Annotated in this window: 15 protein-coding genes; 10 read left to right on the top strand and 5 right to left on the bottom strand. The window is 69.2% G+C overall.

What is annotated here, in order from left to right:
• Positions 1-2 precede the first annotated feature (2 nt).
• From ASE34_RS00155 to ASE34_RS00140, 4 genes are all read left to right on the top strand, one after another.
• A complete protein-coding gene (locus ASE34_RS00155) occupies positions 3-644 on the top strand; it encodes a nucleotide exchange factor GrpE (RefSeq protein ID WP_056275277.1) in 642 nt (213 codons plus the stop codon).
• Positions 645-651: 7 nt separating this feature from the next.
• On the top strand, positions 652-1,641 hold the full coding sequence (locus ASE34_RS00150) for a DnaJ C-terminal domain-containing protein (RefSeq protein WP_053098064.1): 990 nt from the start codon (positions 652-654) through the stop codon (positions 1,639-1,641).
• Between the two features lie 56 nt (positions 1,642-1,697).
• Entirely contained in the window at positions 1,698-2,129 is a 432-nt protein-coding gene (locus ASE34_RS00145; protein WP_053098063.1) for a heat shock protein transcriptional repressor HspR, read from the top strand.
• 73 nt (positions 2,130-2,202) lie between these two features.
• Complete coding sequence (locus ASE34_RS00140; RefSeq protein WP_235567392.1) at positions 2,203-3,624, top strand: FAD-dependent oxidoreductase; 1,422 nt, start codon at positions 2,203-2,205, stop codon at positions 3,622-3,624.
• A gap of 63 nt (positions 3,625-3,687) precedes the next feature.
• Here ASE34_RS00140 and ASE34_RS00135 read toward each other — a convergent pair whose 3' ends face one another.
• Complete coding sequence (locus ASE34_RS00135; protein ID WP_230100937.1) at positions 3,688-4,332, bottom strand: Pr6Pr family membrane protein; 645 nt, start codon at positions 4,330-4,332, stop codon at positions 3,688-3,690.
• A gap of 207 nt (positions 4,333-4,539) precedes the next feature.
• Here ASE34_RS00135 and ASE34_RS00130 point away from each other — a divergent pair, with 207 nt between their 5' ends.
• Together ASE34_RS00130 and ASE34_RS00125 are read left to right on the top strand one after the other, a co-directional pair.
• Positions 4,540-4,980, top strand: a complete 441-nt coding sequence (locus ASE34_RS00130; protein ID WP_056275271.1) for a DoxX family protein — start codon at positions 4,540-4,542, stop codon at positions 4,978-4,980.
• A gap of 73 nt (positions 4,981-5,053) precedes the next feature.
• Entirely contained in the window at positions 5,054-5,719 is a 666-nt protein-coding gene (locus ASE34_RS00125; RefSeq protein ID WP_053098059.1) for a GntR family transcriptional regulator, read from the top strand.
• Between the two features lie 51 nt (positions 5,720-5,770).
• Here the strand turns inward: ASE34_RS00125 and ASE34_RS00120 are convergent, their stop codons facing one another.
• The 4 genes from ASE34_RS00120 to ASE34_RS18300 are packed head-to-tail and all read right to left on the bottom strand — an operon-like array spanning position 5,771 to position 9,632.
• Positions 5,771-6,208 (bottom strand): ATP-binding protein, encoded by a 438-nt coding sequence (locus ASE34_RS00120; protein WP_056275267.1) that lies wholly within the window; start codon positions 6,206-6,208, stop codon positions 5,771-5,773.
• Complete coding sequence (locus ASE34_RS00115) at positions 6,198-6,530, bottom strand: STAS domain-containing protein (RefSeq protein WP_053098057.1); 333 nt, start codon at positions 6,528-6,530, stop codon at positions 6,198-6,200. Before ASE34_RS00115 ends, ASE34_RS00120 begins: the two co-directional genes overlap by 11 nt.
• Entirely contained in the window at positions 6,514-8,475 is a 1,962-nt protein-coding gene (locus tag ASE34_RS00110) for a glycosyltransferase family 2 protein (RefSeq protein ID WP_056275263.1), read from the bottom strand. Before ASE34_RS00110 ends, ASE34_RS00115 begins: the two co-directional genes overlap by 17 nt.
• Positions 8,472-9,632, bottom strand: a complete 1,161-nt coding sequence (locus tag ASE34_RS18300; RefSeq protein WP_082586440.1) for a PP2C family protein-serine/threonine phosphatase — start codon at positions 9,630-9,632, stop codon at positions 8,472-8,474. The genes ASE34_RS00110 and ASE34_RS18300 overlap by 4 nt, the downstream gene beginning before the upstream one ends.
• A gap of 163 nt (positions 9,633-9,795) precedes the next feature.
• On the opposite strand from ASE34_RS18300, the gene ASE34_RS00100 reads away from it, so the two are divergent.
• The 4 genes from ASE34_RS00100 (at position 9,796) to ASE34_RS00085 (ending at position 13,895) form a co-directional block, all read left to right on the top strand.
• Complete coding sequence (locus tag ASE34_RS00100; RefSeq protein WP_056275261.1) at positions 9,796-10,764, top strand: tripartite tricarboxylate transporter substrate binding protein; 969 nt, start codon at positions 9,796-9,798, stop codon at positions 10,762-10,764.
• A gap of 76 nt (positions 10,765-10,840) precedes the next feature.
• Positions 10,841-11,377, top strand: a complete 537-nt coding sequence (locus ASE34_RS00095; protein ID WP_056275260.1) for a tripartite tricarboxylate transporter TctB family protein — start codon at positions 10,841-10,843, stop codon at positions 11,375-11,377.
• Complete coding sequence (locus ASE34_RS00090; protein WP_053098053.1) at positions 11,374-13,029, top strand: tripartite tricarboxylate transporter permease; 1,656 nt, start codon at positions 11,374-11,376, stop codon at positions 13,027-13,029. Before ASE34_RS00095 ends, ASE34_RS00090 begins: the two co-directional genes overlap by 4 nt.
• A complete protein-coding gene (locus ASE34_RS00085; protein ID WP_053098052.1) occupies positions 13,026-13,895 on the top strand; it encodes a dihydrodipicolinate synthase family protein in 870 nt (289 codons plus the stop codon). Before ASE34_RS00090 ends, ASE34_RS00085 begins: the two co-directional genes overlap by 4 nt.
• Positions 13,896-13,908: the final 13 nt, after the last annotated feature.

Raw genomic sequence — 13,908 nt, 5'->3', positions numbered from 1 at the left:
TCATGACGGACAAGAACTTCGAAGGTGACGACGAGGTTCGCAGCGAGGGGTCGGATGCTCAGGCATCCGGCCCCGCGCCGCAGAATCCCGACTCGCGCGAGGCCGCGGCCGCAGAAGGATCCGACGAGGCGCCGGTCGACGGCGCCCCCGACGATCTGACGGTCGATGACATCCTCGGCGCCACCCAGACCGGCGAGGCTGCAGCAGAGGATGCTGTGCTCGCCGACCTGGAGTCGACGCTGCTGAACGACCTCAAGCGCCTCCAGGCCGAATACGCCAACTACCGCCGCCGCACCGAAGAGCAGCGCCAGGTCGAGATCGAGCGCGCGAAGGGCGAGGCCGCCAAGGGCCTCATCCCCGTGCTCGACGACCTCGACCGCGCCGCGCAGCACGGTGACCTGGTCGAGGGGACTCCCTTCGCCGTCATCGCCGGCAAGGTGCGTGCGGTCGTCGAGCGTCTCGGTGTCGTCTCGTACGGCGAGAAGGGCGAGGAATTCGACCCGCAGCGTCACGAGGCGATCTTCCAGCAGCCCACCCCGGGCGCCGACAAGACCACGGTGCTCGAGGTCGTCGAGGTGGGTTACCGCCTCGGTGACGTCGAGCTGCGTCCCGCGAAGGTCGTCGTCGCCGTACCCGCAGAGTAGGTGATCGATGGCTAGCCAGGACTGGTTCGACAAGGACTTCTACAAGACCCTCGGGGTCACGAAGGACGTCAGCGACGCTGATCTCAAGAAGACGTACCGCAAGCTCGCTCGCAAGTATCACCCCGATTCCAATCAGGGTGATGAGAAGGCGGAGGCGAAGTTCAAAGAGGTCAGCGAGGCGTACTCCGTGCTCTCTGACGCCGAACAGCGCAAGGAGTACGACGAGATCCGCGCGATGGGCTCGGGCGCACGCTTCACGGCGAGCGGCGCGGGCGCGGGCGGCTTCGAAGACGTCTTCAGCCGGTTCGGGCAGCAGGGGCGCGGGCAGCAGCAGTCCGCCGACTTCGAGGACATCTTCGCGATGTTCAACCAGGGTCAGGGCGGCTCGTTCGGCTCCGGTCGGTTCGGGCAGACCTCCGGCGGATACCGCGGTTTCGGCGGACCCCAGAAGGGGGCCGACGTCACGGCGCGCACCACGCTCGACTTCGTGACGGCCGTGCAGGGCGAGACGATCACCCTGCAGGGCGAAGACGGCAAGCCGTTCAAGGTCAAGATCCCCGCGGGCGTCGCTGACGGTCAGAAGATCAGGCTGCGCGGCCGCGGGCGTCCCTCGCCAGACGGCGGCGAGAGCGGCGACGTGGTGGTCCAGATCGCTGTGCGACCGCATCCCGTCTTCACCCGTGAGGGGCTGAACCTGCGCGTCATCGTGCCGGTGACCTTCACGGAGGCCGCCCTCGGCGCGACCATCGAGGTTCCCACTCTGAGCGGCGACACGGTCAAGCTCCGTGTCGCGCCCGGTACGCCGTCCGGACGCGTTCTGCGCGTCAAGGGGCGTGGGGTCACGACCTCGAAGGGCACCGGCGACCTGCTCGCCGAGCTGCAGATCGCGGTGCCGTCGCACCTCGATGAAGCCGCTCGGGAGGCGCTGGAGAAGTTCCAGGCGCTCGAGCCCTCGGAGAATCCGCGGGCCGACCTGATGGCCAAGGCCCGCCGCTAGAGAACCGCAACACCTGATGATGACGAACGCGAACACCGAGGAAGAGGTGAGGGAACATGGCTGACCAGCACATGGATGCCGACACCCCGGTGTTCGCGATCGCCGTCGCCGCCCAGCTCTCGGGGCTGCACCCGCAGACCCTGCGACAGTACGACCGCATCGGGCTCGTCGTGCCCGGCCGGACGTCCGGCGGCTCACGCCGATATTCGACCCGCAACATCGAGCAGCTCCGCGAAGTCGCTCAGCTGTCGTCGGAAGGCGTCAGCCTTCCTGCGATCGCACGCCTTCTCGACCTCGAAGACGAGAACCGGATGCTGCGCCGCCGCGTCGCCGAACTCGACGCCGCTCTGCGCGCCGAGCGCGAGAACCGCCCGGGCATGCGCGTCTTCGCAGCAGGATCCGCCGGTGTGATCCCGATGCCCAGTGGTCGCCGCATGCGTCGATCGGCCGAGGTCGTGCTCTGGCATCCGGGCAGCGGCCGGGGCTGACAGCTCGCGGCTCGCAGGGTGCAGCCGGCACGCGTCGTCCACCCGCGCGCGGTATCGTTGCGACACGATGAGGATGACGCGTCGCACACTGCTGATCGGCGCCGGAGCCGGTGTCCTGGGAGTCCTGCTGGCCTCCTGCACGCCCGAGCCGGCGCCGTCTCCCACGCCCGATCGCTCGCCGACTCCGAAGCCGACCGCCGGGTCGATCACGCCCGCGGCGTTCGCCCGCAGCTCCTGGACGACCGACCCGTTCGCGCTGGGCGCCGCGAGCTTCACTCCCGTCGGCACGCAGGCGAGTGCCCGCGAGGCGCTGGCCGAGCCGATCGACGACCGCCTGTTCATCTCCGGCGAGGCGACGGATGTCGACGCGCCGGGCACGATCGCGGCTGCGCTCCGATCTGGAGACCGGGCCGCCGATCAGCTCCTCCGCGCGGCCGACAGCGGTGAGCGTGTGGCGATCGTCGGTGCAGGACTCGCGGGTGCGGCCGCCGCAGCTCGCCTCGTCGCCGAGGGGCTGCAGGTCACGGTGTTCGAGGCCCGCGACCGCGTCGGCGGACGCGTCCAGTCCGTGGTCGACGACAAGGCCTGGCCGTTCCCCGCTCAGCTGGGCGGCTGGCTGCTCGGGTCCTCCGACGACGTCCTGCTCGACGCTCTCAACGCCCTCGACATCCGCACGGTTCCGGTCACCGGCTCGCTGTGGCGGTCGACCGACGGCGACGTCGAGCCGGTGCCGATCGAGCCGGTGCAGGCCGCCATAGCGACTGCCCAGCAGGGCCTGACCGACGCGTCTCTCGACGACGCGCTCGCGGCGGCGGGTGCCGACCTCGAGGAGCCGGCGCTGGCAGCACTGCTCGCCTCGGTGGCCGCCAGTGCCGGCGCCGATGCGTCCGATGTCTCGACGTGGTTCCCCCCGCGACTGCCGGTCGACGAGATGCTGGCGCCACTCGGCGACCTCACCCCGGCGATCGAGGGGCTGCTCGAGGGTGCGAAGCTGAGCCTCTCGTCGCCGGTCAGTCGCGTCGCCTACGACGAAGCGGGAGTCAGCCTCGGCATCGCCTCGGGCGAATCGCTGTCGTTCGACCGCGTGCTGATCACGGTGCCGCTCGGTGTGCTGAAGAGCGAGGGCCTGCAGTTCTCTCCCGCATTGCCCTTCGGTCACCGCGGAGCGATCGCCGAACTCGGCATGGGGCGCATCGAGACGGTGTGGCTGCGCTTCGAGGATCCGTTGATCGTGGCCGAGCCCGAGCCCGAGCCCGAGCCCGAGCCCGAGGAAGGCGCCGATGCAGCGGATGCCTCCGCCGCCACGCTCTGGCATGTGGTCGGCGGCGATGCGCTGATCCGCACGTGGATCAACCTCGCACCGGCCACCGGCGAGAACGTCGTGGTGGGCATCGTCGGCGGAGAAGCGGCGGGCACATTCGCCGAGCTGAACGACCAGAAGGCGGTCGAGGCCGCGATCGCCTCGCTCGCGCCGTTCCTCAGCGCCCCTGCCTGATCGCACGAGCCTGCTCGCCCCCTGCCTGAGCACGCGAGCCTGATCCCGCCGGCTCGAGCGTGCTCAGACCTCCGGCCGCTCGTGGCCGCGCCGTCGCATCCTGCTGACGAGCACGATCACCGTCGCGACGAGAGCGAAGATCGCCAGGGCCACTGCGCTGGTGATCAGGAACTCGGGCGGGCCGGACACCTGCCGCGGGTCGAGGAAGTAATACGGGTACCAGCCCACCGACGGTCCGCGCCACATGGTGACGCCGCCCCAGGCGAGCGGGAAGGTGAGTGCCGTCGGCACCACCCACCACGGCACCCCGCGGTGTCCGGGGGTGAGCACCCAGGCGAGGGCGGTGCAGGCCGGCAGGTAGAAGTGCAGCACCTGGTCCGACCAGGGCACGTCGACGCGGATGCCGCGCAGACCCGCCTGCCAGACGATGAGCGCGAAGGCGAGCCCTGCCGTGATGGTCCAGGTGAGCACGAGGGCCAGAGCCACGGTGAACCAGCGGGGGTCCGTCGCCCGGATGAAGGCGAGCACCGTGCCGATCAGCAGCACGACCACGAGGGCGCAGTTGGACTGCACGGTGAGATAGGCGAAGAAGTTCTCGCCGGCGATCGTCCGCGAGCTCAGACCCCAGAAGAGGCGGTGCACGAGGGCGACGGTGCAGACGGCTGCTGTCGTCAGGCGCAGCACGCCGAACACCGATCGTGCCCTCACCTTCGCCTCTGCCCCTTTCCGGCTGTGCCCGATGTTCCCGTATATCGCGCATCATGCCATCCGGCGAGTCTACGGAAGAGAACGGGGCGGGCGTCTGCCCCGCGACTCGTACAGGAGACGGAAAAGTCGTCTTCATAGCGTGGATGCAGGGATCGCCCCTGCTCCGCGCCTGGCGCGCGGTGTCCTGCCACGAAGGAACACCTCCTCATGACGAACACCACCCGCCCCTCTGCCGCCGCCTCGCTGGGACTGCTCGTCCTCCGCGTCGTGGTCGGCGCCGTCTTCGCCGCTCACGGGGCGCAGAAGATCTTCGAGTACACCCTCCCCGGAACCATCGGCAGCTTCGCAGGCATGGGCATCCCTCTGCCCGAGATCGCGGCTCCGGTCGTCGCCTTCATCGAGCTGATCGGCGGCATCCTGCTGGCGCTGGGACTCTTCACACGCCCCGTCGGCATCCTGCTCGCGATCGACATGATCGTGGCCCTGTTCGCGGTGCACCTTCCGGCGGGCCTCTGGGTCGGCGAGGGCGGCTACGAGTTCGTAGCGGTTCTCGGCGTCGCGGCCCTCGCGCTCGCGTTCACCGGCGCGGGCCGCTTCTCGCTCGACGGCGCCTTCCTGCGCGGTCGGGTTCCCGCCTGGCTCAGCTGAGCATGCGGGGGAGCGCCCCACGGGGCGTTCCCCCGTCGGTGTGTATCCTGTCAACAGTTAACAGGAGGTCACCGTGACACAGACCGTCAAGCGCGGAGAGTCCCTCGGCGCGCAGGTGGCGCAGGTCCTGCGTCAGCGCATCGTGCGCGGCGAGCTCTCGCCCGGCGCGCGCATCACCGAGGAGGCCCTCGCCGAGGAGTTCTCGGTGAGCAGGGGGCCGATCCGCGACGCCCTCACCCAGCTCAGCTTCGAGAAGCTCGTCGAAGTGCAGCGCCCTCGGGGCGTGTACATCACCGGGCTCTCGCAGGACGACGTGGATCAGCTCTACAGTCTGCGCGGCGCCCTCGAGCAGCTCGCGCTGTCGCGCGCCATGAGGGTGGAGGACGACGAGCGCTGGGCATCGATGGCGGCTGCGGTCGATCGCATGAGTCAGGCCGCAGACAGGGGCGATCACGCCGCCTTCGTCGCCGCCGACCTCGAGTTCCACTCCGAGATCTACGTCCTCGCCGACCATCCGCGTCTGCAGGGCGCGTGGAGTCAGTACCTGCCGACCTTCGCGTCGCTCCTCGAGGTGACCATCAACCACGACGACGACCTCCACGAGTCGTCCGACGACCACATGAAGCTCATGGAGGTGATGCGCTCCGGCAGCCCCGACGAGGCTGCGGCGGTGCTCACGGCCCACCTCGACGGCGCACGCGACCGGATGCTCAGCGAGCTCGCCGACCGACCCGCCTGACGGCGCCTGCGCGTCGGATCTCTGACGGTCTCCGACAGATCTCCGTCCGGATCAGGCGGGAGGAGGCGTCAGGCGACGACGCAGCACCCAGGTGTTGCCGGTCGCATCGCCGCTGTGCTCGAAATCGTCGAGCACAGCGCTCGACAGGGCGAGGCCGCGTCCGCTCTCGCTGTCGACGCCGGGCATCGTGACCGCATCCCAGTCGATCCTGGCCGGATCGGCCGTGTCGACGAAGGTCGCGACGAGGTCGTCGGAGCCGACCTCGATGTCGACCTCGACGGTGATGCCGACATCCGGCTCGCCCTGCGCGTCAGCGTGCGTGGCGATGTTCGTCGACACCTCGCTGACCGCCAGTGCGAACAGCGTGCGGTCCTCCGGCGCCACATGCGGGGCGGACTCCCAGAGGGCGTCCAGGGCGTCGAGGACGTGCTCGACGAAGGCGGGGCCGGCGAGGCCCGCGACGTGCGCCCGGCGCTCCTCAACGCCCATCGAACGCCGTCTCGGGTGTCGGGTGGTCGAGCAGCACGCGGTCGAGATTCGTCAGGTGCAGCACCGTCCGCACCGCCTCGGGCACTGCCGCGATGCGCAGATCGCCGCCGGCGACCCTGGCGCTCTTCAGACCGCCGACGAGGGCTCCCAGCCCCGACGAATCGACGAACTGCAGGTCGGCCATGTCGATCACGATCCTCGACTCGCCTCCGGCCACGAGGTCGTTCACCGCCTTGCGGAGCAGCGGTGCTCCCGTCGCCGTGAGGCGTCCGGACAGGGAGATCACGGCGAAGCCGTCCCTGATGTCAGTGCTGAGATCCATGGTTCTCCTCCTCGAGGGTTCGGGCCGGTCCGCGGTAGCGGGCGGCTTGGATGATGACGCTGAGCACGACGAGGTCGTACAGCACCCACACCGTGTTGACCAGGGTGCCGGTGCCGTCGCCCGTTCCGATGACGACGCGGGTGATGCCGATCACGAGCGCCACGCTGAGCACGACCATCGCGGTCAGCTGCGGCCAGATCTCGCGCCACGGCACTCCTCGCGGATCCCGTCCGTCTTTGCGCGTCACGGCGAACGACAGGGGGCGGCCGAAGACCACGTTCGCGAACGCCGTCCAGCATGCGCGGATCCCGACCGGGAACAGCGCGAGCGAATACTGCTGCCCGCGCCAGGTTCTCAGCCCCTTGGCGACCACGAGGAACAGCAGCTGGTTGACGAGGAAGTAGGGCAGGAACCGCACGAAGAAGTCGACCGACCAGGCGGTCACGGGAAGCACGCCGAACACCAGGTAGACGACCGGCGCCGTGAGATAGATCACGGCGGCGAACCCCGAGAGATAGCTCCACATCGTGGCGAAGTACATCAGCCGCTGCCCGATCGACAGTCCGCGCTTCGCGAGCGGGTTGTCGCGCAGCATCACCTGCAGCGTGCCCTGTGCCCAGCGCAGGCGCTGCGTCAGCATCGTCCGCAGATCCTCGGGCGCGAGGCCCTTCGCCAGGATCTCGTGGTGGTAGACGCTGCGCCAGCCGAGCGAGTGCAGCTGCATCGCGGTGGCCATGTCCTCCGTGACCGAGATCGTGGCGAGCGGAAGGATCGGCTGCGCCTCGTCGCCGCGGTCGAGGCGGAGAGCGTCGAGCAGCGCTCGTACGGCGTCGAGAGCAGTGATCGGCGACAGATCCGACTGGGCGAGCGCCGTCAGGCCCGCCTCGTCGACGACGATCGCGTCGAGTTGCGCATCGTGGGCGATCGGCAGGGAGCCCAGCTCCGCGAGGTCGGATCTGATGCCGGCGAGATCCTTGGCGACCAGGATCACCGAGGCGTTGTGCACCGCAGCCCGCACCGCGTCGGCGACCTCGCGCACGGGCGCCCCGCCGGCGAGATCACGACGGCTCTGGCCGATCGTCACGTGCAGTGCGAAAAGCTCGCGACGGAGTTCCGGATCGGATGCCGAGCGCATCTCCTTCTCGACCAGGGTCTCGGAGGTGCGCAGCGCGCGAGCCGCGGTGTCCGTCACCTCGCGCACGTAGCCGATGATGCCGAGCTGCATCAGGGCGTCGCGACGGAGCACGGCGTTCGATCCGCAGAAGAACGCCGCGTTCCAGCCGTCCTTGCCCTGCTGGATCGGGCCGTAGAACAGCGGCGCCTGGCTGCCGAGCGGATCGGCCTCGTCGACGTTGACGAACCACTGCGGGGTCTGCACCACGGCGACCTCCGGGTCGTCGGCGAAGTACCCGAGCGTGCGGTGCAGGATCAGCGGATCGGGGATCTGATCCGCGTCGAGGATGAGGAGGAACTCCCCGTCGGTCTCGAAGAGCGCGCTGTTGAGGTTGCCCGCCTTCGCGTGACGGGGCTTGCCCATCCAGTCGTCGGAGCGGGTGAGGTAGCCGATGTCGGCGTCGCGGGCGGCCCGCTCGAGCTCGGGTCGGGCACCGTCGTCGAGGATCCAGGTGGTGTGCGGATAGGCGATCCCGCGCGCTGCTCGCGCGGTCGTCATCACGAGCTCGATCGGCTCGTTGTACGTCGCGATGAACACGTCGACCGTGCCCTGAGGCGGCGACACGGGAGCCGGCCGCTCTTTGGCCCGCCACATCGTGAGACAGAAGAGGAAGGTGTCGATCAGGCTGTAGGTCTCTGCGATCACCAGGGGCACGGCGATCCACCACGCCGACCAGTTCACCGATTCGAGCCAGCGCCACGCGACGTAGTTCACACCGAGCAGCACCGACAGCACCGCGATGATGCGGATCGCGGCGAAGCGGGCGGTCATGCGTCGCGCCGCACCACGACCACGGTGATGTCGTCGGTCGCTCGATCGTCCGAGATGAGCTGCAGCGCCTCGTTGATCGCCCCATCGGGACCGAGCGCGTCGAGCACGCGGGCCACGTGGGCGAACGGGTCATCGGCGTCGAGCACGTCGAGCAGGCCGTCGCTGCAGCACACGAAGGCGTCTCCGGGTTCGAGGCGCGTGCTCCGGGACTCCCGAGCATCCTGGTCCGGAAGGGCGGCGCCCATCCCCAGGGGGAGGCCGGTCGAGCGAAGGTGCTCCCACGAGCCGTCGGCTCGGAGGATGAACGCGAGGCTGTGCCCGGCGTCGATCACCTCGAGATCGCCGGTCTCGGGCTGCAGCTCGGCGTGGACCGCCGTCACGAACATCGTCGTATCGGAGAGGTCCTCCTCGAGCAGCCGGTCGGCGTCGGCGACGGCCTCGGCTATGCTGCGCTCGGGAGCGGTGCGCAGTGAGGCGCGCACGCCCGCGGCGACGATGGCGGGACCCGTGCCCTTGCCCATCGCGTCGGCGAGGGTGATGCGCAGCGCGCCGCCGTGGAGGCGGAGGTCGTAGAAGTCGCCCGCCAGGCGGCCACGCGAGGCGCCCCCGCCCGCGATCGTGTAGCCGGCGATGGTGGGGAGCGAGTGCGGTCGCAGCGCGCTCTGGATCAGAGTGGCCTGATCGAGCTCGGCGTCGGCCGCGAGCTCGGTCTGCACCCAGAAGGCGAGGTCGCGCAGCAGGTCGCGCTGCGCCTCCGAGAAGGTGTGCGGCTCGGTGTCGAGGACGCACAGCGTTCCCACCGGTTCGCCGCCGGGTGCGTGCAGCGGGTGCCCGGCGTAGAACCGGAGGTGCGGATCACCGACCACGAACGGATTCGCCGCGAAGTTCTCGGTCGCGCTGGCATCCTCGATCACCACCGTGCGGTCCTGGCCGACCGTGTAGTCGCAGAACGAATCCTGTCGGGGCGCCTCTCGCCCGCCGAGTCCGATCTCCGACTTGCGCCACTGGCGGTCGCCGTCCAGGAGCGAGACGCTCACCATCGGCATACCGAACATCTGCTGAGCCAGCCTGGCGACCCGATCCACTCGTTCATCCCGTGGTGTGTCCAGGATCCCGAGTTCCTCCAGTGCCTGCTGGCGTCTGCGTTCATCGAACATTGCTCCGCTCCCCTCGTAGCTGCTCTCATACTCGCACCTGCCGGGGCGCGGATGACAGGCGGTGGCGGAGAGTTGTATACCGGTATCAGTGTTGACTGTTAACAGTCAACACTGATACGGTCAGGGGGTCGACAACAAGGTCGACCCACGTAGAGGAGCAAAGATGCCCCGCAAGCGCATCACCCGGGCCGCCGCCGCTCTCGCGGCCGTCGCCGCCACCGCTCTCGTCCTGTCGGCCTGCACGAAGGTCGAAGAGGGTGAAGACGCGGAATCCGCCTTTCCCGAGAATGACATCCGTCTGATCATCCAGGCGAACCCGGGCGGTGGATCCGACCTGTCGTCGCGTGCCCTCGCGACCGAGCTCGAGGGCATCCTCGGCGTCAGCGTGATCCCCGAGAACATGCCGGGTGCGGCAGGAGCTCTCGCGATGGAATACGTCGGATCGCAGGATCCGGACGGCTACGTCATCGGGTTCGCCCCGGTCGAGATCGCGATGCTCAACACCACGCAGAGCGCGAACGTGCTGCCCGAGGACTTCGACCTGCTGGGCCAGATCATGCTCGCCCCCGGTGTCGTCACGGTCGGCGCGAACAGCGGCATCGAGACTCTGGAAGACCTGGTCGCCCAGGCCGAGGCCGGCGCCGTGACCGTCGCCAACTCCGGCGCGGGTTCCATCTGGGAGGCCGCGACGATCGGCCTCGGCGACGCGACCGGCGCCGCGTTCACGCCGGTTCCCTACGACGGTGGAGCGACGGCCGTCGCCGCCGCCGCCTCCGGTGAGACCGTCGCCGCCGTGTCCGGCCTGGGCGAGGCTCTCGCGCAGGGCGAGGCCGTGCGCATCCTCGCAGTCCTCAACGACGAGCGTCACCCCGACGCCGAGGACGTGCCGACAGCCGACGAGGCAATCGGCGAAGACGTGGTCTTCGGCGGCTGGGGCGGCATCTACGCCCCGAAGGGCCTGCCGGATGACGTGAAGAGCGAGCTCGAGGCCGCCGTCAAGGAGGCCGTCGAGTCCGACACCTACCAGCAGTTCCAGAAGGATGCCGGCAACCTCGTGGTCTACCGCGACTCGGCCGAGTGGACGATGTTCGTGAACGAGCAGTTCGACCTGTTCAAGGACCTCCTGGGCTGACCGGCTCCGACTGCGGGGTCGGCCGCACGCCGGCCCCGCAGTCCGTCGCCGCACGTCAGACCAGGGAAGGAGCACCATGTCCCACGCCGATGTCACTCCTGCGATCGAGCAGGACGCGCACCAGGGGGCACCGCCCTCGCGACCGCTCGAGATCGTCTTCGGCGCCGTCGCCCTGGCGTTCAGCGCCGGCTATCTCTTCCTGGCCACGCAGATCCCGCTGCGCCGAGAGGCACTGCCCGGACAGATCGACGCGCGCTTCTGGCCCATGGTCCTCGCGGTCACGGCGGTCGTCGTCTCGCTCGTGATCCTGGCTCTGGCGATCACCCGCCCCGCTCCCGGCCGCGAAGACCTCGACCGCATCCAGCCGGGCGGCGTGGTCCGCGTCATCGCCACCCTGCTGATCGCCGGGGCCTTCATCGCGGTGTGGTCGCTCGGATCCGTCATCCTCTTCGGCTACCGCATCGAGGTCTTCCCGATCGCCGCCGCCGTGCTGATGGCCGCTCTCATGCTTCTCTACGGGCACCGCCGGTGGCTGAGCCTGATCATCTACTCCGTCTCCGTCACCGCGTTCGTCTACGTGGTGTTCGGCATGCTCCTGAGGATCCCGCTGTGAACGCGCTCATGGAGGGGCTGAACTCGCTCCTCGACATCTCGATCCTGCTGTACATGCTCGTCGGGCTGCTGCTCGGCTTCATGGTCGGCGCCTTCCCCGGCATCACCGCGACCATGGCGGTCGCTCTCGCCGCAGGATTCACGCTCACGCTGGAGCCCGTGCAGGGCCTCGCGGTGCTGCTGACGATCTACGTCGCCGCGAACTTCGGCGACCGCGTGCCGTCGATCCTCATCAACACCCCCGGCACTCCCGCGTCGATCGCGACGACTCTCGACGGCTATCCGATGGCGAAGCAGGGGCGAGCCGGTCTCGCGCTGACGATCTCGGCGATCGTCTCGGCCGTCGGCATCCTCGCCTCCCTCGTGCTCTTCGCCGTCGCCGCCGTGCCGATCGCCAGCTTCGCCCGCGACTACTTCAAGTCGCCCGAGCTGTTCGCGCTCGTCGTCTTCGGCATCGCGATCATGATCGGGATCTCGTCGAAGTCGATGCTCAAGGGCATCCTCGCGGGTCTCTTCGGCCTCATGCTCGGCACCGTCGGAACGTATGCCGCCACGGCGGACCAGCGATTCACCTTCGGAGTGCTCGAGCTGGTCGAGGGCGTCAACTTCATCGCCGTGATCATCGGACTCTTCGGCATCGCCGAGCTCTTCGACCAGCTGCTCACGTATCGCAAGTCGCACGTGCGCCCGATCTCGAGCCTCGGCCGCTGGTGGCCGAATCGCGCCGAGCTGAAGCAGAGCGGTCGAGCCACCGCGGTCGGCGGCGCCGTCGGTCTCGGGGTCGGGCTCATCCCGGCAGCCGGTGGCGACATCGCCGGTCTGATCGGATGGGAACGAGCCCGCAAGGCATCGAAGCACCCCGAGATGTTCGGCAAGGGCTCGATCGAGGGCGTCGCGGCATCCGACACCGCGTCCAGCGCCACGCTCGGCGGCTCCCTCACGACCACGATGGCCCTCGGCATCCCCGGCGACTCGGTGATGGCGGTGATGATCGGGTCGATGATCATCTGGGGCATCACCCCCGGACCCACGCTGTTCACCAACCGCCCCGACCTCGTCGTCTCGATCGTGGGCATCATGCTCGTCGCGACCCTGCTCTCCCTCGGGCTGAGCCTCGTGCGCATGAAGGGCATGGTGAAGCTGCTCGATGTGCCGCAGCCCTACCTGTGGAGCGGCATCCTGATCTTCTGCATCATCGGCACATACGCCACCTCGAACAGCCTGTCGACCGTCGTCACGATGCTCGTGTTCGGTGTCATCGGAGTGCTGCTCAAGCGGATGCAGGTGCCGGCCGGGCCGATCGTGCTCGGCCTGCTGCTCGGCCCCCTGGCCGAGGAGAACCTGGCTCGCACGCTGGCGATCCTGCCCACGCGGCCGTTCTTCGAGGTCGTCAGTCCCATCGCGATCGTGCTGCTCGCGCTCGCCGTGCTCTCGATCGTCATGCCGGCGATCCGCGCGGCACGCACACCCCGTGCCGAGCGCGGCTCACTCGAGGACTCGATCCTCGATGCCGAGAGCCGGGAGCAGATCGAGAAGGCGCACGGCGAGCTCGCCGCCGACCCCGACCTGCTCACGTCGACCGTCCGCAGCGTCCCGGCCGCCACGAGGCGCCCGCGCAAGACCCGCAAGAACTCCAAGGAGAACGAGAAGTGACCCGCTACGACATCCTCACCGCCGTGCCCACAGCCTTCCACAGCGACGGCGCACTCGACCTCGAGGGATCGCGAGCGATCTTCCGCTTCGTCGCCGAATCGGGCAACGAGGGCGCCTTCGTCCTCGGCACCACGGGCGAGTTCCCTGCCGTCGACGCGACCGAGTTCGCGGCGATCGTCGAGGCCGCGCTGGCCGAGCTGAAGGACCGCATGCGCGTCGTCGTGCACGTCGGCCAGCCGAGCACCTTCGAGGCGCTGCGTCTCGTCGAGATCGCGAAGGGGCTGGGTGCGACCGAATTCGCCGCCCTCACCCCTTACTACCTCAAGGCCACGGACGAGTCGATCTTCGAGTACTACGAGGCGCTGTCGAGCGCGATCGGCGACGGTCGTCTCTACGTCTACATCTATCCCGCGCGCAGCGGGAATCCGGTGTCGGTCGAGCTGCTGACGCGGCTTGCCGCGCTGCCGAACATCGTGGGCGCGAAGATCAGCGAGCTGTCGCTCGACGACATCGCCGCCTACAGGGCCGCGGTGCCCGCCGACTTCGACCTCTACACCGGCGCCGACCGCGACCTGATCGCGGCCGTGCAGGTGGGTGCCCAGGGTGTCGTCTCGGGCGTCTCCTCGGTCACCCCGAAGCCCTTCCGTGCCCTGGCCGACGCCGGCCGTTCCGGCGATGCCGACGCCATCGCGGTCGCTCAGGCCGCGGTCGACGATGTCGTGTCGCTCATCGGCGGCGACATGGCGCGGATGAAAGAGGCCTACCGCGTGCTCGATGTGGTCGACACCCACTGCCGCATGGCGATCGCCGAACCGACGGACGACGAGCGTCGCGCCGTCGCGCAGGTGGTGGCGGCGCACAGCTAGCCGCTCGCATCTC

It is taken from the genome of Microbacterium sp. Root280D1 (assembly GCF_001428975.1).
Classification (GTDB): Bacteria; Actinomycetota; Actinomycetes; order Actinomycetales; family Microbacteriaceae; genus Microbacterium.
This window is presented reverse-complemented; position numbering and strand designations above follow the sequence as displayed.

Excerpts from the sequence above, each read along its gene's own strand:
- ASE34_RS00155 (WP_056275277.1), top strand. The coding sequence starts at position 3 with ATGACGGACAAGAACTTCGAAGGTGACGACGAGGTTCGCAGCGAGGGG.
- ASE34_RS00150 (WP_053098064.1), top strand. The coding sequence starts at position 652 with ATGGCTAGCCAGGACTGGTTCGACAAGGACTTCTACAAGACCCTCGGG.
- ASE34_RS00145 (WP_053098063.1), top strand. The coding sequence starts at position 1,698 with ATGGCTGACCAGCACATGGATGCCGACACCCCGGTGTTCGCGATCGCC.
- ASE34_RS00140 (WP_235567392.1), top strand. The coding sequence starts at position 2,203 with ATGACGCGTCGCACACTGCTGATCGGCGCCGGAGCCGGTGTCCTGGGA.
- ASE34_RS00130 (WP_056275271.1), top strand. The coding sequence starts at position 4,540 with ATGACGAACACCACCCGCCCCTCTGCCGCCGCCTCGCTGGGACTGCTC.
- ASE34_RS00120 (WP_056275267.1), bottom strand. The coding sequence starts at position 6,208 with ATGGGCGTTGAGGAGCGCCGGGCGCACGTCGCGGGCCTCGCCGGCCCC.
- ASE34_RS00115 (WP_053098057.1), bottom strand. The coding sequence starts at position 6,530 with ATGGATCTCAGCACTGACATCAGGGACGGCTTCGCCGTGATCTCCCTG.
- ASE34_RS00110 (WP_056275263.1), bottom strand. The coding sequence starts at position 8,475 with ATGACCGCCCGCTTCGCCGCGATCCGCATCATCGCGGTGCTGTCGGTG.
- ASE34_RS18300 (WP_082586440.1), bottom strand. The coding sequence starts at position 9,632 with ATGTTCGATGAACGCAGACGCCAGCAGGCACTGGAGGAACTCGGGATC.
- ASE34_RS00100 (WP_056275261.1), top strand. The coding sequence starts at position 9,796 with ATGCCCCGCAAGCGCATCACCCGGGCCGCCGCCGCTCTCGCGGCCGTC.
- ASE34_RS00095 (WP_056275260.1), top strand. The coding sequence starts at position 10,841 with ATGTCCCACGCCGATGTCACTCCTGCGATCGAGCAGGACGCGCACCAG.